Origin of the sequence: Acinetobacter sp. Res13-Abat-PEC15-P4-01 (assembly GCF_015676285.1) — a bacterium.
Lineage (GTDB): Bacteria > Pseudomonadota > Gammaproteobacteria > Pseudomonadales > Moraxellaceae > Acinetobacter > Acinetobacter nematophilus.
The window spans coordinates 133,000-156,688 of sequence record NZ_JADAIN010000010.1 but is presented as its reverse complement, the minus strand read 5'-3'; the positions used below and the strand labels follow the sequence as shown (position 1 = coordinate 156,688).

The 23,689-nt window shown below is 39.0% G+C and carries 27 protein-coding genes; 19 read left to right on the top strand and 8 right to left on the bottom strand.

The features are described 5' to 3' along the window. The first annotated feature begins 97 nt into the window (after positions 1 to 97). From IMO47_RS03570 to IMO47_RS03530, 9 genes are all read left to right on the top strand, one after another. Entirely contained in the window at positions 98 to 694 is a 597-nt protein-coding gene (locus IMO47_RS03570; RefSeq protein WP_196074914.1) for a 6-carboxytetrahydropterin synthase, read from the top strand. Between the two features lie 75 nt (positions 695 to 769). Continuing rightward, positions 770 to 1,483, top strand: coding sequence for a uracil-DNA glycosylase (gene ung / locus IMO47_RS03565; RefSeq protein ID WP_196074915.1), 714 nt, complete (start codon positions 770 to 772; stop codon positions 1,481 to 1,483). Beyond that, the gene (locus IMO47_RS03560) at positions 1,480 to 2,601 is read left to right on the top strand and encodes an enoyl-CoA hydratase/isomerase family protein (RefSeq protein WP_196074916.1); all 1,122 of its coding nucleotides are present in this window, start codon (positions 1,480 to 1,482) and stop codon (positions 2,599 to 2,601) included. The genes ung and IMO47_RS03560 overlap by 4 nt, the downstream gene beginning before the upstream one ends. A 6-nt stretch (positions 2,602 to 2,607) precedes the next feature. Further along, complete coding sequence (tadA, locus tag IMO47_RS03555; protein WP_196074917.1) at positions 2,608 to 3,132, top strand: tRNA adenosine(34) deaminase TadA; 525 nt, start codon at positions 2,608 to 2,610, stop codon at positions 3,130 to 3,132. A gap of 86 nt (positions 3,133 to 3,218) precedes the next feature. Then, positions 3,219 to 3,653 (top strand): SRPBCC family protein, encoded by a 435-nt coding sequence (locus tag IMO47_RS03550; RefSeq protein ID WP_196074918.1) that lies wholly within the window; start codon positions 3,219 to 3,221, stop codon positions 3,651 to 3,653. An 11-nt stretch (positions 3,654 to 3,664) separates the two neighbouring features. Continuing rightward, positions 3,665 to 4,354 (top strand): (d)CMP kinase, encoded by a 690-nt coding sequence (cmk, locus tag IMO47_RS03545; protein ID WP_196074919.1) that lies wholly within the window; start codon positions 3,665 to 3,667, stop codon positions 4,352 to 4,354. 119 nt (positions 4,355 to 4,473) lie between these two features. After that, complete coding sequence (gene rpsA / locus IMO47_RS03540) at positions 4,474 to 6,150, top strand: 30S ribosomal protein S1 (RefSeq protein WP_004830978.1); 1,677 nt, start codon at positions 4,474 to 4,476, stop codon at positions 6,148 to 6,150. Positions 6,151 to 6,309: 159 nt separating this feature from the next. Beyond that, positions 6,310 to 6,612 (top strand): integration host factor subunit beta, encoded by a 303-nt coding sequence (locus IMO47_RS03535; protein WP_004720793.1) that lies wholly within the window; start codon positions 6,310 to 6,312, stop codon positions 6,610 to 6,612. Positions 6,613 to 6,633: 21 nt separating this feature from the next. Beyond that, positions 6,634 to 6,999 (top strand): lipopolysaccharide assembly protein LapA domain-containing protein, encoded by a 366-nt coding sequence (locus IMO47_RS03530; protein ID WP_196074920.1) that lies wholly within the window; start codon positions 6,634 to 6,636, stop codon positions 6,997 to 6,999. 70 nt (positions 7,000 to 7,069) lie between these two features. Here IMO47_RS03530 and IMO47_RS03525 read toward each other — a convergent pair whose 3' ends face one another. Then, positions 7,070 to 7,402, bottom strand: coding sequence for an AzlD domain-containing protein (locus tag IMO47_RS03525; protein WP_196074921.1), 333 nt, complete (start codon positions 7,400 to 7,402; stop codon positions 7,070 to 7,072). Between the two features lies 1 nt (position 7,403). Then, the gene (locus IMO47_RS03520) at positions 7,404 to 8,066 is read right to left on the bottom strand and encodes an AzlC family ABC transporter permease (RefSeq protein ID WP_196074922.1); all 663 of its coding nucleotides are present in this window, start codon (positions 8,064 to 8,066) and stop codon (positions 7,404 to 7,406) included. 116 nt (positions 8,067 to 8,182) lie between these two features. Between IMO47_RS03520 and IMO47_RS03515 the strand changes: the two genes are divergently transcribed. After that, positions 8,183 to 8,731: an XRE family transcriptional regulator gene (locus IMO47_RS03515; RefSeq protein ID WP_196074923.1), complete on the top strand. Its 549-nt coding sequence runs from the start codon at positions 8,183 to 8,185 to the stop codon at positions 8,729 to 8,731. A gap of 103 nt (positions 8,732 to 8,834) precedes the next feature. Beyond that, a complete protein-coding gene (pyrF, locus tag IMO47_RS03510) occupies positions 8,835 to 9,515 on the top strand; it encodes an orotidine-5'-phosphate decarboxylase (RefSeq protein ID WP_196074924.1) in 681 nt (226 codons plus the stop codon). Between the two features lie 109 nt (positions 9,516 to 9,624). On the opposite strand, the gene IMO47_RS03505 is transcribed toward pyrF, so the two are convergent. Together IMO47_RS03505 and IMO47_RS03500 are read right to left on the bottom strand one after the other, a co-directional pair. Next, positions 9,625 to 10,533 (bottom strand): lysine exporter LysO family protein, encoded by a 909-nt coding sequence (locus tag IMO47_RS03505; RefSeq protein ID WP_196074925.1) that lies wholly within the window; start codon positions 10,531 to 10,533, stop codon positions 9,625 to 9,627. Positions 10,534 to 10,617: 84 nt separating this feature from the next. Beyond that, complete coding sequence (locus IMO47_RS03500) at positions 10,618 to 12,141, bottom strand: NAD(P)/FAD-dependent oxidoreductase (RefSeq protein WP_196074926.1); 1,524 nt, start codon at positions 12,139 to 12,141, stop codon at positions 10,618 to 10,620. A 154-nt stretch (positions 12,142 to 12,295) separates the two neighbouring features. Between IMO47_RS03500 and IMO47_RS03495 the strand changes: the two genes are divergently transcribed. Then, positions 12,296 to 13,306 carry an AraC family transcriptional regulator gene (locus tag IMO47_RS03495; protein ID WP_196074927.1) on the top strand — a complete coding sequence of 337 codons (1,011 nt, stop codon included), beginning with the start codon at positions 12,296 to 12,298 and terminating at the stop codon, positions 13,304 to 13,306. Positions 13,307 to 13,415: 109 nt separating this feature from the next. Continuing rightward, positions 13,416 to 14,570, top strand: coding sequence for a cell division protein ZapE (gene zapE, locus IMO47_RS03490; protein ID WP_196074928.1), 1,155 nt, complete (start codon positions 13,416 to 13,418; stop codon positions 14,568 to 14,570). Positions 14,571 to 14,741: 171 nt separating this feature from the next. Here zapE and IMO47_RS03485 read toward each other — a convergent pair whose 3' ends face one another. Both IMO47_RS03485 and IMO47_RS03480 read right to left on the bottom strand, forming a co-directional pair. Continuing rightward, positions 14,742 to 16,094, bottom strand: coding sequence for a potassium transporter TrkG (locus IMO47_RS03485; RefSeq protein ID WP_196074929.1), 1,353 nt, complete (start codon positions 16,092 to 16,094; stop codon positions 14,742 to 14,744). An 8-nt stretch (positions 16,095 to 16,102) separates the two neighbouring features. Further along, on the bottom strand, positions 16,103 to 16,753 hold the full coding sequence (locus IMO47_RS03480) for a TrkA family potassium uptake protein (protein ID WP_196074930.1): 651 nt from the start codon (positions 16,751 to 16,753) through the stop codon (positions 16,103 to 16,105). 234 nt (positions 16,754 to 16,987) lie between these two features. Here IMO47_RS03480 and IMO47_RS03475 point away from each other — a divergent pair, with 234 nt between their 5' ends. Together IMO47_RS03475 and IMO47_RS03470 are read left to right on the top strand one after the other, a co-directional pair. After that, entirely contained in the window at positions 16,988 to 17,533 is a 546-nt protein-coding gene (locus IMO47_RS03475; protein WP_196074931.1) for a hypothetical protein, read from the top strand. Between the two features lie 51 nt (positions 17,534 to 17,584). After that, complete coding sequence (locus IMO47_RS03470; protein WP_196074932.1) at positions 17,585 to 18,082, top strand: hypothetical protein; 498 nt, start codon at positions 17,585 to 17,587, stop codon at positions 18,080 to 18,082. Between the two features lie 390 nt (positions 18,083 to 18,472). Here IMO47_RS03470 and ilvA read toward each other — a convergent pair whose 3' ends face one another. Then, on the bottom strand, positions 18,473 to 20,011 hold the full coding sequence (gene ilvA / locus IMO47_RS03465; protein WP_196074933.1) for a threonine ammonia-lyase, biosynthetic: 1,539 nt from the start codon (positions 20,009 to 20,011) through the stop codon (positions 18,473 to 18,475). A gap of 115 nt (positions 20,012 to 20,126) precedes the next feature. Between ilvA and rpiA the strand changes: the two genes are divergently transcribed. From rpiA to IMO47_RS03445, 4 genes are all read left to right on the top strand, one after another. Continuing rightward, positions 20,127 to 20,798, top strand: a complete 672-nt coding sequence (gene rpiA, locus IMO47_RS03460; protein ID WP_196074934.1) for a ribose-5-phosphate isomerase RpiA — start codon at positions 20,127 to 20,129, stop codon at positions 20,796 to 20,798. An 85-nt stretch (positions 20,799 to 20,883) separates the two neighbouring features. Beyond that, entirely contained in the window at positions 20,884 to 21,558 is a 675-nt protein-coding gene (locus tag IMO47_RS03455; RefSeq protein WP_196074935.1) for a SprT family zinc-dependent metalloprotease, read from the top strand. A 51-nt stretch (positions 21,559 to 21,609) separates the two neighbouring features. Continuing rightward, positions 21,610 to 21,990 (top strand): VOC family protein, encoded by a 381-nt coding sequence (locus IMO47_RS03450; protein ID WP_196074936.1) that lies wholly within the window; start codon positions 21,610 to 21,612, stop codon positions 21,988 to 21,990. 493 nt (positions 21,991 to 22,483) lie between these two features. After that, positions 22,484 to 22,870, top strand: a complete 387-nt coding sequence (locus IMO47_RS03445; RefSeq protein ID WP_242052593.1) for a GNAT family N-acetyltransferase — start codon at positions 22,484 to 22,486, stop codon at positions 22,868 to 22,870. Here IMO47_RS03445 and IMO47_RS03440 read toward each other — a convergent pair. Continuing rightward, on the bottom strand, positions 22,865 to 23,686 hold the full coding sequence (locus tag IMO47_RS03440) for an alpha/beta fold hydrolase (RefSeq protein ID WP_196074938.1): 822 nt from the start codon (positions 23,684 to 23,686) through the stop codon (positions 22,865 to 22,867). The two genes, IMO47_RS03445 and IMO47_RS03440, sit on opposite strands and share 6 nt — an antisense overlap. Positions 23,687 to 23,689: the final 3 nt, after the last annotated feature.

Genomic DNA, 23,689 nt, shown 5'->3' with positions numbered 1-23,689 from the left:
TTTGGCTAATTGTAATGAACGAGAAAATTAATGCTCAGGGTTCGAGTTTTGCTTTATAATCGAGTTTCTTAACCGCTTTGTTTATAAAATTTGGCTCATGTTAATTCGTAAGTTATTTAAGTTTGAAAATGCACATATTGTGCGTAATTGCACATCAGATCGTTGCAAACGATCTATACATGGGCATAGCTATAAAGTTGAATTATTACTGAAAGCTTCAAAACTTGATCATGGTCAAATGGTATATGATTTTGGATTGCTGAAGGGAATAATCAAAGAAATTTTTGATAGCTTTGATCATGCGATCTGTTTTTGGCAAGAAGATAGTGCTGAGTATATTCAAGCATGTAAAACATTTAGCGCACGTTGGGTGGCATTGCCAGTTTCACCTTCAGCTGAGCAGTTTTCCCGTGTATTTTTCTTTCTTGCGCAACAGGTTCTAAAATCAACCATTACCCAGAATGGTGAAGGTGATGTTGAGGTTTATTCTGTCATCGTGCATGAAACAGATACTGGATATGCACAGAGTTTTCAGGAAGATATTGAAAATGCGCAGATGGGACTGTTAAGTTTGGATAAAATTATTTTCTCTGAACAAGTTCAAGCCGAGTGGACAGATCCTGAAATGTATGAAAAATTGAAACAAGGTGTTCAATTTCAAAACCCTGAGGTGGATTTACAGGTTAAAATATAAATGGCGATTTCAGTAAAGAAATCCATTTAGATATAAATAAGTTTTTTAGGAAATTTAAATTTAGGATGAAAGTTGATGCAATTGTCTGAACTCGAACAAACAAAACTAAATCAAGTTCGGTTAGATCAAAGTTGGAAAGAAAGCTTGGCGGATTTTCTTTTAAGTCAGCAAATGGATGATTTACGTTCTTTTTTAGTGGCGGAAAAGAATGCAAATAAAACCATTTATCCTCCAAGTTCACTTATTTTTAATGCCTTAGACACGACACCTCTTCCAAATGTTAAAGTGGTGATTCTTGGACAAGATCCCTATCATGGTCCTGATCAAGCGCATGGATTAAGTTTTTCTGTGCAAAAAGGAGTCGCCTTACCTCCGTCTTTGCGCAATATTTTTCATGAACTGAATACCGATTTAGGTGTTCCAGTCTCACGACATGGTGATTTGAGTAAATGGGCACAACAAGGCGTATTGCTGCTTAACAGTGTATTGACCGTAGAGGCAGGGCAGCCAACTTCACATCAGAAACGTGGCTGGGAAAACTTTACCGATCATGTCATTGATGTACTTAATCAACAACGCGAGCATATTGTGTTTATCCTTTGGGGTGCATATGCTCAAAAAAAAGGACAACGTATCGATCAGAACAAACACCTGGTACTAAAGGCTGCTCATCCATCTCCATTGGCAGCAAATCGTGGTGGTTTTTTTGGTTGTAAGGTTTTCTCTAAAACAAATAATTATCTGAAACAACATGGCATTGAGCCAATCGACTGGCAGCTGGACGCATGACAAATTCTCCCGAAATAAATAACTACCACCCTGATTTGATTATCGATGAAGCACAAAATGGCTGGCGGATTATTCGTTTAAATCGCCCTAAATCGCTTCATGCCCTTGATGAATCCATCGTTGCAGCACTTTTAAAACTGTTTCAAGATTTTCATCATGATGATTCAGTCAAGGCAATTTGGTTGGATTCAACGACACCTAAGGCATTTTGTGCGGGTGGTGACGTGCGTAAGCTTCGTCAGTTGGTGATTAACAATGAGGTTGAAACTGCCAATCAATTTTTTGAAACTGAATATGCTCTAGATTTATTGCTGCATAACTACGCTAAGCCAATAGTCGTGTGGGGCGAAGGGTATGTGATGGGTGGTGGGCTAGGTTTGTTTATGGCTGCGCCATTCCGTTTGGTGACTCCTTACTCTCGTTTGGCTATGCCAGAAGTGAATATTGGACTTTATCCAGATGTAGGCGCGACGCGCTTCTTGGCTGATCGTGGTCCAATTGGATTGTTTACTGGTTTAACGGGTTCAATCATGACTGCTGCTGGTGGTTATGGAATCGGTTGGGCAACCCATATTTGTGATGCACAACGTGATGTTGTATTGCAAAAACTGCTTGATATTGATTGGGATCATTATCCTGCGGGTGATTTCCGTGCTTTGGATGACACATTAAATAGTTTACATCGCCCGGTATCACCTGGACCGTTACAAAATTCTTTGGATGTGATTCACAGTGTTTGTCGTGGTGTGAACTTTGAACAAGACTACGAAGCGATCATCGGTTTAAGTGATGCGCGCAGTGACTGGTTGCGTCAGGCCAGTGAGAATTTACAAAAAGGCTCTCCAAGTACGGCTGCAATTACATGGCTATTATGGCAATGGGGGCGTCAAGTTCATTCTTGGGCTGAAGTATTTGAATTGGAAAAACAAATTTCTGACTGGAAAATTCGCCATCCAGATTTTGTTGAGGGTGTGCGTGCGCGTTTAGTGGACAAGGATTTATCTCCTGAATGGGAGAAGATTGAATCAAGAACATTGAAAGGAATTCTTGGGCATAATCCACCAAAAACGAGCATAGAAAGCTGGAATAGTTTGCTTACTCAGTATGGCATCCTTTAGAGTGCCATGACTCAAGAACTTCAGCAAAGTATCGATGAGAAATGGATGCAGCTTGCTTTGGAGCAGGCTGCATTCGCAGCTTCCTTGGGGGAGATCCCAGTCGGTGCTGTAGTGGTGAGTCAAGGTCAGGTAATTGGCATGGGATACAATCAACCCATTGCCAGCCATGATCCCACAGCACATGCCGAAATTCAGGCATTAAGAAAAGCATGCCAAAAGATTCAAAACTACCGCCTTCCAGAGGATGCTACTTTATATGTCACCCTTGAACCCTGTACCATGTGTGTGGGTGCATTAATACATTCAAGAGTACATCGGGTCGTATTTGGTGCAGAAGAACCCAAAGCAGGGTCGCTGGTCAGTAGTCGAAAGCTATTGGAAACGGGTTATTACAATCATATATTTCAATATGATGGAGGATGTCTGCAAGAACAATGTTCACTTCAACTGTCTAATTTCTTTAAAATGCGTCGTGAACAAAAAAAACAATTAAAGCAACAACAAAAGACCTTAAATGACACATTAAAATGATCTAGAATACTGATGGTTTTAATGACAATTGATATTGTCAAAAATAAATGCAACAAAATATATGACCGTCATAGAAGGGTACAATAATGAATTCTATTCAAGTAAAACAAGACTTTGATGCACCAGTCGAGCAAGTTTTTGAGCTGCTGTCAAAACATGCAACCTACAATGTAGCATTTGCGCCAGTACAAGTGGTACGGGTAAAAGATGCGGCTGATCCTGAACGTCCAGATGGATTGGGATCCATTCGTCGCATGGGGTTTGGTCCAATTAAACCGATTCAAGAACAAATCACTTTTTTAGATGTCAATAAACGTATTGAATATAAATTGATTAAAAATCCCTTAATCAAACATCATATTGGAATTATCGAGTTTGAAGCACTTTCGCCAAATAAAACCCGTGTCAACTATACGATCGAATTACAAGCACGTGCGCCCTTTATCAGTAAATTAATACTTGCACAGCTTAAACTAGCGATTACACTTGGCTTTAAGAAACTTGCAAAGTCTGTAGCTTAATTGGAAATACAATGACAATTCAAATTATCACGATTGATGGGCCGAGTGGTTCTGGAAAAGGAACATTGGCTGCAAAACTCGCAGATCATTATCAATTTCATCTCTTGGATTCAGGTGCGCTTTATCGTCTGCTTGGGTTGTCATTGCATCAAAAAGAATTACTTGATTCACTAGACTCAGCAACTGTCCTTGCACAAAGCGTTACAATTGCAACAAATCTGGATATTGTGTTTAAGACCACGGATGTTGGTACACAAATTTTGCTGGATGGTGAAGATGTCACCCAAACTATTCGTACTGAACGCGTAGGTGAGTTTGCTTCAAAGGTTGCTGCAATTCCTGAACTTAGAGCGGCTCTGGTTGAGCGCCAACACGCATTTGCCAAACAACCTGGTTTGGTGGCAGATGGTCGAGATATGGCGACTTCGCTCTTTCCACAAGCGCAGGCTAAAATCTATCTCACCGCATCGGCTGAGTCCCGTGCAGCACGTCGTGTAAAACAGTTGCAGGGAATGGGGCTGGATGTTAAAATAAGCGACATTTTAGCTAATATACAAGCTCGAGATAAGCGAGATATGGAACGCGCAGTCGCTCCACTCAAGCCAGCAGTAGATGCGTATATCATCGATAGTTCAGATTTGAGCATTGATGAAGTGTTCAAACTGATGACTGATTATGTCGATGCCCATTTGGCTAAGTAACGAATATTTTTATTAAATATTAGCAAAAGCATAGCTTGATCAGTTTTATATGGACTATGTAGATGCTTAACTAAACCGGCCTTGTCTGATCCAAGACCGCTGACTTTTCTAGGTATATCATGACCGAATCTTTTGCAGCCCTCTTTGAAGAAAGCGAATCAACTCTTAATATCGACAAAGGTGCCGTTATTAAAGGTATCGTTGTTAGCATCGACTCTGACTGGGTTACTGTTGACACAGGCCTTAAATCTGAAGGTGTTGTTGCACGTTCAGAATTCTTAAACGAACAACGTGAACTTGAAGTTCAAGTTGGTGACGAAGTTGATGTTGTTGTTGAAGCGCTTGACAACGGTATGGGTCAAACAGTTTTATCACGTGAAAAAGCAAAACGTGCTGAAACTTGGACTAAACTTGAAAAAATCTTTGAAGACGGCGAAATCGTTACTGGTGTTATCTCTGGTAAGGTTAAAGGCGGTTTCACTGTTGACATCGGTCCAGTTCGTGCATTCTTACCTGGTTCATTGGTAGACACTCGTCCTATCCGTGACACAACTCACCTTGAAGGTAAAGAGTTAGAATTCAAAGTAATCAAACTTGATGCTAAACGTAACAACGTTGTTGTATCTCGTCGTGCTGTTATGGAAGCTGAATCTTCAGCTGACCGTGAAGCGCTTCTTTCTCAATTGGAAGAAGGTCAAACAGTTACAGGTACAATCAAAAACCTTACTGATTACGGTGCATTCGTTGACCTTGGCGGTATTGATGGTCTTCTACATATCACAGATATGGCTTGGAAACGTATCAAACACCCTTCAGAAGTTGTTGAAGTGGGTCAAGAAGTTACTGTTAAAGTACTTAAATTCGACAAAGAACGTAATCGTGTATCTTTAGGCCTTAAACAATTAGGCGAAGATCCTTGGTTAGCGATCATGAACCGCTATCCTAAAGGTTCTATCGTTAAAGCACGTGTTACTAACTTAACTGACTACGGTTGCTTCGCTGAAATTGCTGAAGGTGTTGAAGGTTTAGTACACGTTTCTGAAATGGATCACACTAACAAAAACATCCACCCATCTAAAGTTGTTCAGATTGGTGATGAAGTTGATGTTATGGTTCTTGAAGTTGATGAAGAGCGCCGTCGTATTTCATTGGGTATCAAGCAAACTCGCGCGAACCCATGGGAAGAGTTCTCTAAGTCACATGACAAAGGTGAAAAAGTTTCAGGTACAATCAAGTCAATCACTGACTTCGGTATCTTCATCGGTTTACCAGGCGGTATCGATGGTCTAGTTCACTTGTCTGATATTTCTTGGAACGAACAAGGCGAAGACGCGATTCGTCGTTACAAGAAAGGTGACACGGTTGAAGCTGTTATCTTGTCTGTAGATGCAGAAGGTAACCGTATCAGCCTTGGTATCAAGCAAATGAACAGCGATCCGTTCAATGACTTCTTAGCTGCTAACGAACGCGGTGCGTTGGTTAAAGGTACAGTAACTGCAGTTGATGCTAAAGGTGCTACTGTTAAGTTAGCTGATGAAGTTGAAGCTTCTTTGAAAGCATCTGAAATCAACCGCGATCGCGTTGAAGATGCAACTAAATTCTTAGAAGTTGGTCAAGAAGTTGAAGCTAAAATCATCAATGTAGATCGTAAATCACGTTCTATCAACTTGTCGATTAAAGCGAAAGACGAAGCTGAAGAGAAAGAAGCAGTAGCTAACTTGAAAACAGCTGCAAATGGTCAAGACAATGGTCCTAAGACAATTGGCGATTTGATCAAAGCGCAAATGAACCACTAAGTTATTGTTAAGAAGTATTATTTAATGTAATTAATTAATATTTTTTATTCAAATACTGTAAAAGGTAGCGTAGTATATGATGACTGCGCTACCTTTTTGTATTTAAAAAGGATATTATCTAGTGTATGTCAAATAGCATTAAAATTAATGAGGTCTTAAATGACAACTGAAGCACTTAATAAGTCTGACTTAATAGAAAGAATTGCTCTCAAGAACCCACATTTGGCAGAGCCATTGGTTGAAGAAGCAGTAAAAATTATGATTGATCAAATGATTGCATCATTGTCTTCAGATGATCGTATTGAAATTCGTGGTTTTGGTAGTTTTGCACTGCACCATCGCGAGCCACGCGTAGGCCGTAATCCTAAAACTGGTAAGTCTGTAGAAGTTGCAGCGAAAGCAGTACCGCACTTTAAGCCTGGTAAAGCATTGCGTGATGCAGTAAACGAATCTGCCAACTAATAAAATTCGAATGGGGTGATTATGCGCTATTTCTTAGTTGCATTACTATTGGTAATATTTGGCTATGCTTTAGCATTAGTCCTACAGAATCCTGCCGAACTTCCAGTAGACTTGCTGTTTACTCAGGTTCCTGCAATGCGTTTAGGGCTATTACTATTATTGACTTTATTCCTCGGAATTGTTCTTGGATTGTTGCTTGGTGTGCAGGTTTTCCGTGTATTCCAAAATGCATGGGAAGTTAAGCGTCTTCGTAAAGATATTGATCATCTCAGAAAAGAACAAATTCAGACTGCGCAATTGGCTGCTGCTGAAGCTGCTGCTAATGCACGTCATGAAAAGACGGTATTAGATATTCAACCCGAAAACAAGAATTCTAATCCTCTTTAATCATTATGCTAAAAAAGCGCTTTTCTTTACAGGAAAAGCGCTTTTTGTTTGGGGTATTGATTTTTAGATCTCAATTAAAATCGCACGATATGATCAATCGGAACAAAGTCGTGGTCAGTGTTGCAATAAAAATAATGGTGATCAGTGAATAATTTTTCCATATCAAATATAAGGCAACCAACACACCACAGATTCTTGCAAAATCAGCCCATCCGTTAGCTTCAAAAAAAGTACTCAAAATAGCAATAGAAAAAAGTAATGTTGTTGCTGCATCATTAAACAGCTGTTCTTGTTGTTTGCTGATGGAAAAATATTGATTAAATACAAATCCCGAATATCGAATGAGATATGTACCTATTGCAAGAAGTAGAATCCCTATAAGAATAATCATCTGTTGATTCATGTTATTTTCTTCCTGCAATTAGACCAAACAATGACATGAGTATGGGGATTCCTGTGGGTAGAAAGGGGACTGTTGCTAAGCTAATCATTGCCCCTGTAATAGCAGATTTTCGGGTTGATTTTTGCTTTAATGCTTTAAACGTAAGTGCAAAGAGAACCACCGGAAAAATGGTGTCAATACCCAATAGCTTTGCATAAGCTAAATGGCTTCCAACAAAATAACCTGTCAAAACACCAATGGGCCAAGCAAATAAAATACCGATTCCACATAACCAATAGGCACTACGTTTTAGCTCATGTGTAGGTTGAGTTAGTCCAAATAGCACGCTTTCATCATTCATAATATGTGTTGCAAAGTATTTAAATTTGTTATTTTCAATAAAATCGTGAATTACCAAACCAAAAGGAAGATGGCGTAAATTAATTAATAAGCCTGCAATCGCAGCAGTAATGGGACTGCTTCCAGAAGCAATCATTCCAATGAAGGTGAATTCTGCTGCGCCTGCCAGCACACAGGTGGATAGCAACAATGGTATCCAAATAGGGAGCTGATAGCTTATGGCAAGTGAACCAAGTGAAATACCAATCATGGCGGTTGCTATACAGATGATTACAATCGACTTTACGATGGGCCTGGGTAAATTTCTAATTTCTTTATACTTCATCTGAATTGGCCTTGATTTAGAGTACAAAACTGTTCGATATGGCGAACGCTCATTTGTTATAATAGTGATATTATTTTTGTTCGTCAAATCGAACGATCGTACTTTTTGAGGTGAAAATGTCTATCCCAATTGAAATCATTGCAAAAAACTTGCACACAGAAAGAACGAACGCTGGATTATCATTGGGTGAAGTTGCTAGGCGTGCTGGCGTTGCAAAGTCAACACTTTCTCAACTTGAGTCTGGGCAAGGTAATCCTAGCCTAGAGACCCTATGGGCATTATGTGTAGCGTTAAATATCCCTTTTGCTAAATTAGTCGAGGCTCAAACACAAACATCTCACATTATTCGTTATGGTGATGGCGCATCTGTAACATCTGAAATATCAAATTATCAAGCAGTTTTGTTGGCAACTTGCCCACCGAATGCAAGGCGTGATGTGTATATTTTAACCACTCAACCTGGTGAGCCACGTTGTAGCCAACCGCATCCTGTTGGAAGTGTTGAACATATTATTATTATGCAAGGATCTGCCAAAGTGGGTTTAATCGATGCCAGTGAAGTTCTTAATGCTGGAGATTATATGTCTTATCCTGCAGATCAAGAACACATCTTTGAAGCACTAGAGCAAGATACACGCGCAATTTTAATTTCTGAACAGAGATAGAGATATTTTGCCATGTTAGATTGAGTTTTTTGCTGATGTTGGTTTTCTGCTTTTGTTAATCACTTTATAATGTGCCAAATTTTATGTGATGGAATGAAGATCTGTGAGTATTATTGTCGCCCTAGATGCAAAAAGCCAATATGACGCCCTAACAATTGCCGATCAGTTGGATCCATCACTATGCCGCTTAAAAGTAGGCAAAGAATTATTTACTCATGAAGGTCCAAGTGTAGTAAAAGCATTGCATGATCATGGCTTTGAAGTTTTTTTAGATTTAAAATTTCATGATATTCCAAACACGACTGCGCAGGCGGTGTGTGCCGCGGCTGACTTGGGGGTATGGATGGTCAATGTACATGCTTCTGGTGGCCGCAAGATGATGGAAACTTGTGTAGAACGTTTAAAAGCGGGTAATTATTCTACACAGCTGATAGCCGTAACTGTTTTGACCTCAATGGGACGGGAAGATCTGCGGGATATTGGTTTGGATATTGAGCCTTTTGAACAGGTGAAACGTCTTGCTAAACTTACTCAAGATAGTGGTTTGGATGGTGTAGTGTGTTCTGCACAAGAAGCAAAAATGTTGCGTCAAGATTTAGGTGCAGAATTTGCTCTCGTTACACCTGGCATCCGCCCGGCAGGTACAAATGCAGATGATCAAAAAAGAATTGTAACACCGAAGCAAGCCATGTTGGATGGTTCAACACATTTAGTGATTGGTCGACCAATTACTCAGTCAGAGAATCCGAGTCAAATGCTCAAAGATATTTTAGCGACATTATAACTTAGTGGCAGGCTAAAAAACCCTCTTTTCTTAATCAGGAACAGAGGGTTTATTTTTTAACGGGAATAAAAATCTATTTATAGAATGGGTCCAATAAAATCATATGCATTTAAAGTGCTGCCAATACACTCACCGCTATCGGTGCAAGTACAGAAAGGATAAAACCACTGACCATGGCATGCGGAATAAAATCATTTCCACAGGCTTGTTTGACCATAGGTAAAGTAACATCCATGGCTGTGGCGCCTGCTGATGAAATTGCTGAACGAGGGTAGCGCCAACCGATGAGGTACATCAATAAAATCGCAAAAATTTCTCTAAACAAATCATTCATTAAGGCAATACTGCCTAAGTGTGCATTCTTCAATTCAGTGACTACAATCCCAGTCATAGAGTAAAATCCATAACCTTGTGACAACATAATCATATCTCGCATGCTGATATCGTGAACCAAGAAAAAAGCTGCAAAGGCTCCTAATAACGAACCGATCACACAAGCCAATGGGACAAGCATGATTTTCCAGTTTAACCATGAACGATCCAGTGGCGAATAAGCCAAATCTAAGCCAATCAATAGCATATAGAGCAATAGTAAGTTCCATGTACTGATATGCAAGGGGACACTGGCATAGTGCGCAAACTCTGCCACAGCATAACCCACAGCCAAAGCAATAAATGCATAACTAATATTCAATAAAGAACCAAGCAGTAATTCGGCAGAAACTTTACCTTGAGCAGGTTTAAGACCAATGGCTTTAAACACCAGATAGCAACAGACAAATGCTCCCAGTGAAGTGCTCAGTGCAATGGTTGCAGCACTGGTGAGAATCTGTGTGGGACTGGTAATATTATGAATGGTTTGAGAAAATTCAATTGCAATGGCAATCAACAAAATATAAGTAAAATAAGGCAATATCTTGAATGCGATTTTTTCGATAACTTGAGGAATTCTTCGAGCGAGAACAAATCCAAAAAATAAGCAAAATAAGAGTTGGAAAATTAACCAAAGCGATTGCATAAAAATAGATAGGTAGTGAGAACCTATCTATTATAACGGAGCTTTTAAAAGCTGTTTGCAATATTGTGATCAGATCATAAAAAATTATGCAGCTTGAGGTTTGGCCTGAACCTTTTGTTGTTTGCCCAACAACCTAAAATTGCCTGGGTTGATCTTGCGTGTTTCTAACCAAAACTTCCAAGTATATGTTGGCCAAAGTGCAAAGTTTTTACCGCCATCCTGTTGATACCAACTGACACATCCGGATTGCCAAACCGTACCTTCGAGCTGCTTTTGTACTTTGTCATTAAATCGATCTTGAATTTCTGCTTTAACCACAACAGCCTGGGTTTGGGTGTTTTGCACCATCTGAATCAATTGTAAAATATAATTGACCTGAGACTCGATCATGAAAATAACAGAATTATGCCCTAATACAGTATTTGGTCCAAGCAATTGGAATAAGTTTGGAAAGCCTTTGGTAATGACGCCATAGTAGCTTTCTGCACCGTCTTTCCAAGCTTGTTTTAACTCAAGACCATTTTCCCCATAGCAATCAAAAGATTTTAAATAAATACGGGGATCGGTAATAAAACCAGTGCCATAGATTAAGCAATCAATTTGGCGTGCTTTACCATCTTTCGTGATGATGCTGTCCTCGGTTATTTCTTGAATGGCATCAGTGATCAGTTCAACATTGTCGCGATTGAAAGTTGGGAAATATTTATTTGAAATCAAAATCCGTTTACAGCCCATAACATAATCAGGGATGAGTTTTTGTGCGGTTTGCTGATCTTTGACCTGAAATCTAATAAAGGCTTCAGCAAGTTTTTGACCGTATTTCATGATTTGTGGCTTGACAATTGGGACCACACGCGACTCATTTGACCAATATAAACGGGCACGATGCAGTTTTCTAAACCATTCAAAGCGTTGAAATAGTTTTTTATCAAGAGCATTGTATGCGCGTTCGTCACGTGGGATTACCCAGGCGGGTGTTCGTTGCAACACATAGAGATTTTGAACTTTATCCGCGATTTCGGGAATATACTGAATTGCACTTCCTCCTGTACCAATAGAGGCAACATTCTTTTGATTCAGGTTATATTTATGGTTCCATTGAGAAGAGTGGAATACTTCACCTTTAAATTTTTCAATGCCTTTAATCTGTGGTATTTGTGGAACATGCAGGGGGCCCGATGCAAAAATAACAAATTGAGCGTTAATTTGCTGACCATTTTTTAATGCTAAATGCCAATTAAACCGATCTTCATGATAATGTGCGGCAATGACTTCTTGATTAAATTGGATATATTTTTTTAAATCGTATTGTTGAATCAAATCTTGAATATAATCAAAAATTTCAGGTGCTTCCGCATAACGTTTAGACCAATCTGTTTTGGGCGCAAATGAAAGTGAGTACATGTGCGACTGAACATCACAAGCAGCACCTGGATACTGGTTTTCACGCCATGTTCCCCCAACATCATTGGCTTTTTCAACAATAATAAAATCATGGATGTTGGCTTTTATTAAGCGGATTGCCATGGCTAATCCTCCAAAGCCGGCACCAATGATGGCAACCTGTGTTGTTTGTGTGTTTGCTTGAACCGCAGATGTTGTACTCATTTTTCTTCACTCTGAGTTTTCCAGTTTTGCATAGAATATCGAAACTGTTGGATTTGAAATATGATTGCAATGACATAAAAATTGATATATTCGGCAATTCCCAAAATGTTGACTTTGTAGTAAAAAGTTTGGGTGAAAATGAAATGATGATGAAATGAAGCGATCGATTCTCGGTTTGATGTATTTAATTCATGGTATGCGTAATGCGGGAATTGATGTGGACTCTCGACTTGCAAGTGTCGGGATTAAAGCTGACGCGCTTGATCCGAGTTCAATTATTCATCCCAGTTTAGAGTGGGATATCCAGAAAATTATCGGTCAGGGTGTGCAACCTGAAACAGGATTATTCATTGGTCAGCACTATTCGCTTGCAGGATATGGTCCCTTATTGATGTTATTGGTGACTTGCAACAATGTCGGTGATGCAATTCAAAATGGGATTCGTTATCAAGGTTTGACCTATCTGTACGGAGTACTCGGGCTTGAAAAAGGTGACCATCAAATTGCACTGACCTATCAACCAGTGGATTTGGAAACCGAAATGGGATTACTTCGGGCACAATGTGAAATTTCAGGCACTTATAAATTTCTCGACGATATTTATAAAATGATGGGATTAACTGCACCAAGTGTCAGAATTGAATTGCCATTTCAGCAACCTCAAGACCCGGTTATTTTAAAACAATACCATGATTATTATGGTTCAGATTTACACTTTAATTGTGATAAAGCTGCATTTTGGATTAATGAAGATGTAATGCAATTGCCCATACCTTCTGCTGATCCCATTACCCATCGGGTTTATGAGGCAAAATGTATTGCTGAAATTGAACGCTTGAATGCTGAAGAGCAGAAAGTGGCTCCGCTGATTCAACGGGTGAATGATTATTTGGAATTACAACAAGGCGTCATTCCATCTATGGCTGAGGTTGCACAGGCTTTAAATGTTCCTGAGCGTACTTTGCGTCATCAGTTGCAACAATTGAATACGAGCTATAAACAGATTCGAGAGCAGCTCATTAAACATAAAGCTTTACGTTTGATTGAATATAAAGAGTATTCGATTGAAGTGATTGCCGAATTGTTGGGCTATTCAGAACCTGCGGCATTTAATCATGCCTTTAAGCGTTGGTTTGGACAAAGCCCTCGACAGTACGGTAAATAAACAGGTGGTGTTAAAAATGAAATACAGTATAGAAATTATGCCAAAGTTTTATTTATCAAAAATAAATCTTCGCTATACTTCCTTCAGCCTTTAAAAGTAACAATACGATATGTTATTAGATCAGAATAGAACTTCCTCAACAGCATTTACTCCCGTTTCACCTGCTGAGCGTTATGCAAAAGCATTATCCTCTGGGCAATTTTTACCCGATGATGCTCAGGCACAAGCAGTACATGAGCTGGAACGTGTATGGCAAGAGCTGATTAATCGTTATAAAGCTTCAAAAAAGGCTTTCCGTCGTTTCCGTCGTCAAACAGCGCCCAAAGGTGTCTACATGTGGGGCGGGGTAGGACGTGGAAAAACATGGTTAATGGACCAATTTTACGATTCCATTCCATTTCGTCGAAAAACACGGATGCATTTTCATCACTTTATGCAATTTGTTCATAAAGAACTCAATAAATTATCTGGTCAGCGTAATCCTTTGGATATGGTGGCGGATCAGATTTACAAAGAAGCTGTTGTCATCTGCTTTGATGAATTCTTTGTATCCAATGTAACTGATGCGATGATTCTGAGTGACTTGTTTCAGAAGTTATTTACTCGCGGCATTACTTTGGTGGCGACATCAAATATAGCGCCAGATGGCTTATACAAAAATGGTATCCACCGCGATCGTTTTATTCCAACCATTGAAATGGTAAAAACCCATTGTGTGGTTTTAAATGTCGATGCGGGTGTGGATTATCGTTTACGTGTATTGAAGCAGGCCCAATTATTCAAAGCACCGCTTAGCGATGATAATAAAGTTTGGATGGCAAAGCGATTTAGTGCTTTAACCGCTTCACAGACAGTGTCGGAAGAACCGATCACCATCAACAATCGTATTGTTGAAACTCTGGGGCATACTGAGGATGTATTATGGTGTGATTTCCGGGAGCTCTGTATGAAGCCGCGAAGTCCATCGGATTTTATTGAAATTGCAAATATTTATAATACTGTGCTGGTGAGTAATGTCCCACATTTGACTGATTTGCTTTCAGAAGGAACACGGCGTTTTATTTATCTGGTCGATGAGTTTTATGATCGTGGAGTAAAATTATTGTTGACCTCTGAAGATTCAATTATTGAAATTTATCAAGGTGAAAAACTTGCCTTTGAAATTGAACGTACCCGTTCACGTTTATTGGAAATGCAGTCTGATGAATATTTACAGTCAGAACATCGTCTGATTAAAGGAAACAGTGAACTGGAAGTTGAATAATTCATTCAAAGAGATAAAAAAGCGATCTCAGTCAAAAATAAGATCGCTTTTTTTTAATGCTATCAGTACAGCTTATTTAAATATAGACAACAAACTTAACACTGTCTTGGCAAAATAAGCTGGTGGCTATGTGTTGAATGATCTTTAGGCATTTGTGTACCAAGACAGAAGTTAACCCACTTGAATTTCTGTAGTGGGATGGCGCACGCGACTTTTATTTGGTGTCGCAATCAGATAAGCCAATGTAAGTGGACCAAGACGTCCAGCAAACATGAGACAGATCAGGGCAATTTGACTGCCTGCATGCAGGTTTTCAGTTATTCCTCGTGATAAACCAACAGTACAAGCTGCGGAAACGGCTTCAAATAATAAATCTAAAAACTTTTTATCCGGTTCAAGAATCAATAAGGTAAAAAAGCCAATCAAAATCAGAAGAGATGTGATTGCAATGACTGCCAGTGCTTTAAATGTGGCTTGATGAGAAACGGAATGACCAAATACGGTAATTTCATCTGAACGTTTTAAAAAAGTGATGACGCTCAAGATCATAATGATAAATGTACCCACTTTAATCCCCCCAGCTGTACTGAGCGATCCACCCCCAATAAACATTAAAACCATGGTGATTAAGGTGGATGCATTGGTCATACTGCTGACTTCCAGACTGTTAAAGCCAGATGAACGGGGAACGGTTGCATGAAACCATGCATTGAGTGCCTGATCACCGAATGTCATCGGTGCCAGTGTGAGTGGATTAGATGCTTCAATCGCCCAAATCACGATAAATGCAAAAAGATTGAGCCCGGCAATGGTAGATAGAATTAATTTGCTGTTGGTTGAAAGCTTCTTCCAGCGCTTGGCTTTCTTGATGTCCATCAACACAACAAAACCGATACCACCAATGATATACAGCATACTGATGGTAAAAGTCACCATATACTGATCTGAGAAACTCATTAAACTGTTGGGGAATAGCGAGAATCCACCATTGTTAAATGCAGAAATACTGTAAAACAGGGCATAGAAGAAAGCATGCTCTAGATCATAATGATGTGACCATGCCATGGTTAAAATACCCGTGCCAATCGCTTCAAAAAATAAGGAATAGAGAAAAACACCTTTAACCGTAAAAGTTGCTCTTGCTAGACTGGTTTGCCCAATGGTTTCTTGTGCCATGATTTGCTGTTTCAGCCCGATTTTGGAAGATAGGCTCAGGGCAGCGAGGATTGCAAAAGTCATAAATCCCAAACCGCCGCATTGAATCAAGATCATGACCACCACTTGACCGAATGTAGTCAGTGATTCACCGATATTGACAACAGAAAGTCCTGTAATCGTTACTGCAGATGTCGCCGTAAAGAGAGCATCAACCCAAGTCAAATCACCTTGATGGGCAAAAGGGAGTTTCAGTAATACTGTTCCAATAATAATAAAGCTCAAAAAACCTAAAGCAAGTAAACTTGGTGGGCTGAGATTAATACTATTATGTTGCTTGTTGATCAGTTCTTTTTTAGATAGACGCATGATTATGACTATAAGAAGCGAATCGAAAATTGTCTGAGCATTTCTACAGGACCTTCAAGAATTAAAATGTCTTTTTCCTGTAAAATTGTGCCAGGTGCAATATCATAGAGAACATGAGATCCGCGTTGTAACAATAATGTGGTTAATTCGGGAGTATTTTCCATGACGGTTTGAAACTGAGCGCCCTGTAAATTTGCACCGATTTCGATTTTTACGATATAACGATCATTGTTCAGCGCCATGTAGCGTCTGACCATTGGATAACTTAAAGACTGGGCAACCCGGATGCCCATATCCTCTTCAGGATGAATAATTTTACTGATTCCCAAATGCGATAAAATCATGTGGTGGGATTTAGATTTGGCTTTGACAAAGATTTTTTCAATGCCTAAGTTTTTGAGATGGAGTACACACAGGATACTGGCTTCGATATCTTCACCGATCGCAACCACCACAGCATCACAATTTTTAATATTGAGTTCATCTAAAACATGCTCATCAGTTGCATCTGCGATGACGGCATGACTGATTTGGTCTGCAATATTTTCAACATTTTTCTTTAAGGTATCAATGCCAATCACATCGTGATTTAAGTTGGTCAGTTCAAGCGCAACAGCTTCACCAAAACTACCTAAACCGATGACAGCGAACTGCGCCATTCTACAAAATCCTTATCTCAGCACTTGAATTGTGCGAGCATTATCATCTTCAATTTTTATATATTTTATAGTTAAAGTATTCAATCGCCAATCTCGAAACCTTGAATATAAACTGATATATGTAAATAAAACCTGAATTATGTCATAAAACCTTCAAATGAGTTAGCTATGCTCAATCAAGGTATTCAAAATTGATCTTCATCAATATTCGCTTGTTTGATTAAGTATAAGAAAATGGACGATAAAAAAATTTATAAAATACTCCAACATTGGTTTCCTGAATTGAAGCAAAGGGATATGCCGAAAAAGAAGTATCGTAAAAGTTTTGAAGCGTTTTTAAACTGGCTTGCTGCAGAAAAATTCGGTGGTCGTTTCCGCGCCTATTTGATGAAAATAGATCGCATGGAGTTTCATGAAAATCAGATTGAGCGAAGTGCTGTATTTCATGAATATGCCGTTGATAGTCTAGGCATTCAAAGCAAGATTCGCCAAAGAGCTCAACCTTTATTTGATCATTACGAATTGCACAAAGATGTTATCGGGCGTTATTATAATGTGCAAGATCAAGTCTATGATATTGTATTTGAAGAAATATTAACCGAGGCAAAACAACATCATCATGAGTTGCTTCTAATCTACGCTGAAGATTATTATTGGTTAATCGTTCCGAACCATGAGCACAAGATCGAAAAGTTTTGTAAGCATTTCAATAAACAGTTTCATGATGAAGATATCAGTATAGAGCACTATGCATTGTTTGATTGTTCCAGATCGACCTGATTTTTAAAGTTTTACTTTTCACTTTATAATAAAGCCATGAGAGAGATCCGCATGTCACATAAAATTTACTCACTTCTTCAAGCCACTTTTGCTGAATTAAACATGCAGCCCATCCCAGTAGACGATGAATTCCATACATTTGATGAATGGATCAATGAAGATCAAAATTTGCTGCATTATATTGAATTAAAAGAATACAGTGACAATGGGATTGAAGATAACTTTTATTTTAAAAAGTACAATGTTGACACTGAGCAATTGCAAAATGAGATTGAAATTGCCGTTCAGGAATGCTTTGAACAACTTCAGGAAGATGACGATATTTCATTTGAAGAGCAAATGGATGTCATGGAACGTACTGAGGAAATCATTTTTGATGCCATTAAAAATCTGGCAGACCAGCACCAGTTATCACTCTTGGTGGTTTATCGAGAAAATCCATATTGGATGCTGGTACCTACGCAAGATGAACAGCAATTAATTCAAATTGTTGATGCTTTTAATGAAGCATTTAATGAGGATGGTGATTTAAATATGGCAATATATTGATTATTGGTCGCTTTATTTCATCAATCCATTTTAAAACCATAAATCGGCATAAAATACGCCTCATTCTGACCTTCTTCATGTGAGGGAGAGAGAATATGAGTATTCTGATGATTCGTTGAACCCGTTTATTTTTATTTGATGAAAGAGATCTATTTTTCAATATTTGATGTCAATGTTGTATGGGTTGAAGCATTGCGGTGATTAAAAATTGAAGTGTATCAAATTATAACCCTATTAAAAGATTCTTCCTGACGAGCAAAGGGCGAGACTAAGAGGCTATTCTATACTGAGTGGTATTCCGCAAAAGGGGTTCAGGCAAATCGACTGTAATGTTGGAAAATTAATCATCAACAGCCTGTAAAATTATTACAGGCTGTTGATAAAATTCATTTATTTCAAGAAACGTTGATAACCTAGATTATTGGTAATTTCCTGATATGGATAATTGATATTTTCTAAGGTTTCAATTAAGCCATCTGGATTCTGTACAGCATCTTCCGCATCCAACCCAACCAGGACACGACCTTCCGCTGCACCATGGTTACGATAATGGAACAAGCTGATGTTATGTGTAGGACCCAAACGTTCAAGGAAGGTTAATAATGCGCCTGGACGTTCCGGAAATTCAACACGGAATAAACGTTCATTGGCGATATCTGCATGACCGCCAATCAAATAGCGAATATGCAGTTTTGCGACTTCATCATCAGATAGATCATCTACATCATAATGAACTTTTAACGCTTCATAGATGTCATGACGTTCTTTCTCACCAAATTTTAAACTAATGCCGACAAAAACCTGTGCTGCTGAAGCATCACTTGCACGATAGTTGAATTCGGTAATATTTCGTCCTTGTAAAGCACGGCAGAAGTTAAGGAAAGATCCTTTTTCTTCAGGGATGGTAACAGCAAAAATTGCTTCTTTACGTTCACCTAATTCTGTTCTTTCTGCAATATAGCGTAAACGGTCAAAGTTCATGTTTGCGCCACATATAATCGACACCATGTTCTTGCCTTCAAGCCCATGCGTTTCTACATATTTTTTGATACCAGCCAATGCCATAGCACCAGACGGTTCTACGATACTACGGCATTCGTCATACGTATCTTTTATCGCTGTACAGATTTCATCGGTGTTGACCAGAACAACTTCTGGCTCAACTATGGGGCCAGAAAGATCTGATTTTTGTAACTGAATGACTTCAAAAGGTTTCTCACCAATCTGAGCCACAGCTGTTCCATCTGCAAATAGACCAACAGAAGGTAAGATAACCCGTTCTTTGGCTTCTAAAGCCGCTTTTAGACAGGCAGATTCGTCGTATTCTACAGGGATGACTTTGACATGTGGAGCGACATCACCTAAATAAGCGGCAACACCTGCGATTAAACCACCACCACCCACTGCAACGAATACATATTCTACATCACGCCATTGGCGTAAAATTTCATTGGCAATTGTCCCTTGACCCGCCATGACCAATTCATCGTCATATGGCGGAATAAAGGTCATGCCTTCATCTGCTGCACGTTGAATGGCATATTTGTTGGCTACATCAAAAGAATCGCCGTGAAGCACCACTTCACCACCTAAGCGCTTAACGGCCTGTACTTTAATATCGGGTGTGGTTTTGGGCATCACAATAATGGCGCGAATACCTAACTTTTGACCAGATAATGCCACGCCTTGTGCATGGTTACCCGCAGAAGCAGTAATAACGCCACGTTCCAACTGAGATTTCGGTAATTGGCTGATACGGTTATAAGCACCGCGCAGCTTGAAAGAAAAGACAGGTTGTAAGTCTTCGCGTTTGAAGCGAATGTTATTGTTTAGTTTTTCACTAATTCGTGGCGCTGCTTCGAGTGGGGTTTCGATTGCAACGTCATAGACCGTTGCCTGTAATATTTGTCGAACCAAACGAGACAGCATGTTAATTTTCCATCTAACAGTTTAAAATGAGCATCCATTGTAACAAACCGTTGCACCTTTGCGTTTTAAAATTATGCAAAATGTGCAGGAAATTGAAATTTAATTGAGAGATGTCATGAGCCTTTATGCAACCCAGGATGAGAAAAAACAAGCTGCAGCCCAAGCCGCTTTAAAACACTTACCAAAAGGGGGCATTTTGGGTGTTGGAACTGGAAGTACGGTCAATTTTTTGATCGAGCTTTTGCCACAACTTCAACTTGAAGCTGCGGTGGCAAGTTCTGAAGCGACTGCGCAACGCCTTAAAAAGTTAGGAATTGAAGTGGTTGACATGAACCATGTTGGTGGTCTGGATGCCTATGTGGATGGCGCAGATGAAATAGACCGTCATATGCACATGATCAAAGGTGGTGGTGCTGCACTGACACGTGAGAAAATTGTTGCTTCAATTGCAAAAAAGTTTGTCTGTATTGTGGATGATTCGAAATGGGTTGAGCAATTAGGACGTGAGTTTCCGTTGCCTATCGAAGTAATTCCTATGGCACGTTCTGCTGTTGCCCGCAAAATTGTGTCTTTAGGGGGTGACCCGACTTATCGTGAGGGAGTGGTTACTGATAATGGCAACGTGATTTTAGATGTTTTTAATTTGAATATTTTAAATGCGCTTGAGTTAGAAAAAACCATTAATGATATTCCTGGGGTTGTGTGCAACGGGATTTTTGCAATCAATAAAGCAGATATTGCAATTGTTGCGACCAACAAGGGTATTGAAGAGCGTACAGCAATCTAAATATTCGATTTCTCTCTGTTAAGCCCTTCGTAAAGAAGGGTTTACTTTCTTCTGAAGCGTTACGGTAAATTAAATTTAGAGTCATATGGCAGCCACATTTCCTGAAATTAAAATTACCCATCATGCACGTGCTACACGTTTGCGCTTACGTGTTGAACCTAGTCAAATTAAACTAACCGTCCCCAAATTTTGTACTCAGCGTCAAATTGATGATTTTTTAAAACAGTCCGAATCCTGGATGATCGAAACTTGGCAGAAACAGCAACAAAATATTGCGCTTGCTGACCGAAGTTTACCCTCTACATTGACGCTTTTTAATCTGCAACAACCAATAAAAATTATTTATCAAAAGCAAAGACCAGCCTTCGTTTTTGATGAGCAGGCGCTAACCGTATTGATCAGTGACCAACAAGCTGAAGTCTATTTAAAAAATTTTGTAATTCACTATGCCAAACAGCATTTACCAATTTTTTTACAGCAAATCAGTGAAGAAACAGGTTTGAAATTTAACCAATGTGCGATTCGACAAGCTAAAACACGTTGGGGAAGTTGTACCGTAAAGCATGATATTATGTTGAATAGTACATTGGCTTTATGTGGTTTCAATATTACGCGCTATGTCTGTATACACGAATTGGCGCACACTCGTTATTTTGACCATAGTACGGCATTTTGGTCTGAAGTCGCAAAATATGATCCGAATTATAAACAACATCGTCAAATTTTAAAAAATGGAACTTTACCGTGGTGGTGGAGCTAATCAAATTGTAAAATAAAGCGCAGCTTTTAATCAGTGATGCAGGGAAATGCCATGGCAATAAAAAGAATCGTCAGTAATATTCAGGCTCCAGATCTGAGGTCGGCACAAACCTTTTATGGTGATTTTTTAGGTATGCAGTTAGTCATGGATCATGGATGGATAAAAACTTATGCAAGTCATGAAATGATGAGCCCGCAAATTAGTATTGCCTCCCAAGGCGGAAATGCAACAGAGGTCCCTGATTTTTCAATAGAAGTCGATAATGTGGATGAATTGTACGCTAGAGCTCAGCAATTCAATATGGAAATCATATACCCATTAACCATTGAGGAATGGGGGGTAAAACGTTTTTATTTAAAAGATCCTTTTGGCAAGACAGTCAATCTATTGCAACATATTGAACCCCAGATTTTTAAAACGACAACACGATAGGTTTTAAATGCAACGAAAGAAATCGGTTCCAGAATGAATCTTCAAACATTTGCATGATAAGTGATCAGCTTGGGGCAGCCGATGGTTTTTCTTTAATATCCCAGCATTTGGAAGAAAAATCGTATATTAAGATCTTAATGGTGTGTACTGTATCTTGAAACAATAATAACAAAGACGATGGCTTATATCTTGGGTGGATTATTTATTGGATGAGGCATAAGCTTTTAAATCGAGATTGAGCAGCTTGATAAGATTTCAACAGGTTTAAGTTGGGTTCTATGGTTGCTGTTTAATGAAGCTGAACAACGTTGCTTCGCGCAAATGATACAATATTGTAAAACAATTTTCAGTACAGGATTCAAATGGCTCCATGAGGTATTATGGAGGCATTTGGAGAAAGGCAGATTCAAGTTGATTAAGAAATGAAATGCCATAAAAAAAGCTTGGGATGATGATGAATATCCGATATTTTCGGCAAAAAGATAGAGAGCCATTGAGTCAACTTTTTCTGCAAACTCGTAAAACAAGTTGGTTGTGGATAGATTCCTCAAAATGGCAATTGAGTGATTTTGAAAAATATACACAGCATGAAATTATTTTAGTTGCAGTAAACGGTCAACAATATTTAGGTTTTGCTTCTATTTATCTTGATGATAATTTTTTACATCATCTATTTGTTGCGCCCGATGTGCAAAAAAAGGGAGTAGGCTCAGCATTGCTGGCATCAGCAGAACAACTGTTTACTGGAACTGGCTATCTAAAGTGTTTATTGGAAAATAAACAAGCATTGAATTTTTATCAGCGTCATGACTGGACAGTGATTGGTACCGGTAACAGCGAAGAGGGCACTTATCTATTGATGTCCAAAGAAAAATTATGACTCAAAATGATTTATCCAATCCGTGATTTTTTGTACAACCTTTTCCGGCTGTTTAATCCAAACGCTATGCTGATTTCCTTGGATGGTTTTAGACAGATCTAAAGTTTGAACGACGGGCTGTTTGAAATAACGGCTTAAAGCCAACATAGATGACATGGGCGCAAAATCGTCATCTTTTAAAGCGATAAACAAGGCTGCGTTTTCCACAATTTGTTCTTTACTGATGATGTGTTTATAATTTCCTGTAAAGACGACTTTTGACCAGTCTCGCATCAAGGATTTGGCTTCTCGATTGCCAAATGCAATTTTATATCCTGCAAAGTAACCATCCTTTAAAATCATGGCATTAATAACAGTGACTGCTTTTAAAATATTGATTTTACCTTTTAAATCCCAATTTTTTAGTCCGATATTGCCTGTGGCTATACCAATGACTGTATTGTCATGGCTCTGTGCGTACAATGTAGCCAAATGTCCACCTAAGCTATGACCCAATAAAATAGGGGAATGAAGATTTGCATCCACGGCAATCTTCTCAAGTTGTGCAATAAAACCATGGATGAGATCGGCGTAACCATAATCTATTTGGGCTGATACATGAGGCGTGTTCCGTCCACAATAGGGATAATCTGCGACAAGAAGATTAAAACCATGATTTGCCAGTAAACCAATTAACTTCTCGTATTTATTGATTGTTACGCCTAAAGCCGTCAATAAAATAATCGTGTGTTTATTCTGTGGATGGACATAGAGGTCAACAAGGATAGGATGTTGTTGAAAATATATCGTTTTCTGTATTAAGTTGTTGTTTAACATTTG

Coding starts and splice junctions, on each gene's coding strand:
- IMO47_RS03570 (WP_196074914.1), top strand. CDS start 98: ATGTTAATTCGTAAGTTATTTAAGTTTGAAAATGCACATATTGTGCGT.
- ung (WP_196074915.1), top strand. CDS start 770: ATGCAATTGTCTGAACTCGAACAAACAAAACTAAATCAAGTTCGGTTA.
- IMO47_RS03560 (WP_196074916.1), top strand. CDS start 1,480: ATGACAAATTCTCCCGAAATAAATAACTACCACCCTGATTTGATTATC.
- tadA (WP_196074917.1), top strand. CDS start 2,608: ATGACTCAAGAACTTCAGCAAAGTATCGATGAGAAATGGATGCAGCTT.
- IMO47_RS03550 (WP_196074918.1), top strand. CDS start 3,219: ATGAATTCTATTCAAGTAAAACAAGACTTTGATGCACCAGTCGAGCAA.
- cmk (WP_196074919.1), top strand. CDS start 3,665: ATGACAATTCAAATTATCACGATTGATGGGCCGAGTGGTTCTGGAAAA.
- rpsA (WP_004830978.1), top strand. CDS start 4,474: ATGACCGAATCTTTTGCAGCCCTCTTTGAAGAAAGCGAATCAACTCTT.
- IMO47_RS03535 (WP_004720793.1), top strand. CDS start 6,310: ATGACAACTGAAGCACTTAATAAGTCTGACTTAATAGAAAGAATTGCT.
- IMO47_RS03530 (WP_196074920.1), top strand. CDS start 6,634: ATGCGCTATTTCTTAGTTGCATTACTATTGGTAATATTTGGCTATGCT.
- IMO47_RS03525 (WP_196074921.1), bottom strand. CDS start 7,402: ATGAATCAACAGATGATTATTCTTATAGGGATTCTACTTCTTGCAATA.
- IMO47_RS03520 (WP_196074922.1), bottom strand. CDS start 8,066: ATGAAGTATAAAGAAATTAGAAATTTACCCAGGCCCATCGTAAAGTCG.
- IMO47_RS03515 (WP_196074923.1), top strand. CDS start 8,183: ATGTCTATCCCAATTGAAATCATTGCAAAAAACTTGCACACAGAAAGA.
- IMO47_RS03505 (WP_196074925.1), bottom strand. CDS start 10,533: ATGCAATCGCTTTGGTTAATTTTCCAACTCTTATTTTGCTTATTTTTT.
- IMO47_RS03500 (WP_196074926.1), bottom strand. CDS start 12,141: ATGAGTACAACATCTGCGGTTCAAGCAAACACACAAACAACACAGGTT.
- IMO47_RS03495 (WP_196074927.1), top strand. CDS start 12,296: ATGAAGCGATCGATTCTCGGTTTGATGTATTTAATTCATGGTATGCGT.
- zapE (WP_196074928.1), top strand. CDS start 13,416: ATGTTATTAGATCAGAATAGAACTTCCTCAACAGCATTTACTCCCGTT.
- IMO47_RS03485 (WP_196074929.1), bottom strand. CDS start 16,094: ATGCGTCTATCTAAAAAAGAACTGATCAACAAGCAACATAATAGTATT.
- IMO47_RS03480 (WP_196074930.1), bottom strand. CDS start 16,753: ATGGCGCAGTTCGCTGTCATCGGTTTAGGTAGTTTTGGTGAAGCTGTT.
- IMO47_RS03475 (WP_196074931.1), top strand. CDS start 16,988: ATGGACGATAAAAAAATTTATAAAATACTCCAACATTGGTTTCCTGAA.
- IMO47_RS03470 (WP_196074932.1), top strand. CDS start 17,585: ATGTCACATAAAATTTACTCACTTCTTCAAGCCACTTTTGCTGAATTA.
- ilvA (WP_196074933.1), bottom strand. CDS start 20,011: ATGCTGTCTCGTTTGGTTCGACAAATATTACAGGCAACGGTCTATGAC.
- rpiA (WP_196074934.1), top strand. CDS start 20,127: ATGAGCCTTTATGCAACCCAGGATGAGAAAAAACAAGCTGCAGCCCAA.
- IMO47_RS03455 (WP_196074935.1), top strand. CDS start 20,884: ATGGCAGCCACATTTCCTGAAATTAAAATTACCCATCATGCACGTGCT.
- IMO47_RS03450 (WP_196074936.1), top strand. CDS start 21,610: ATGGCAATAAAAAGAATCGTCAGTAATATTCAGGCTCCAGATCTGAGG.
- IMO47_RS03440 (WP_196074938.1), bottom strand. CDS start 23,686: ATGTTAAACAACAACTTAATACAGAAAACGATATATTTTCAACAACAT.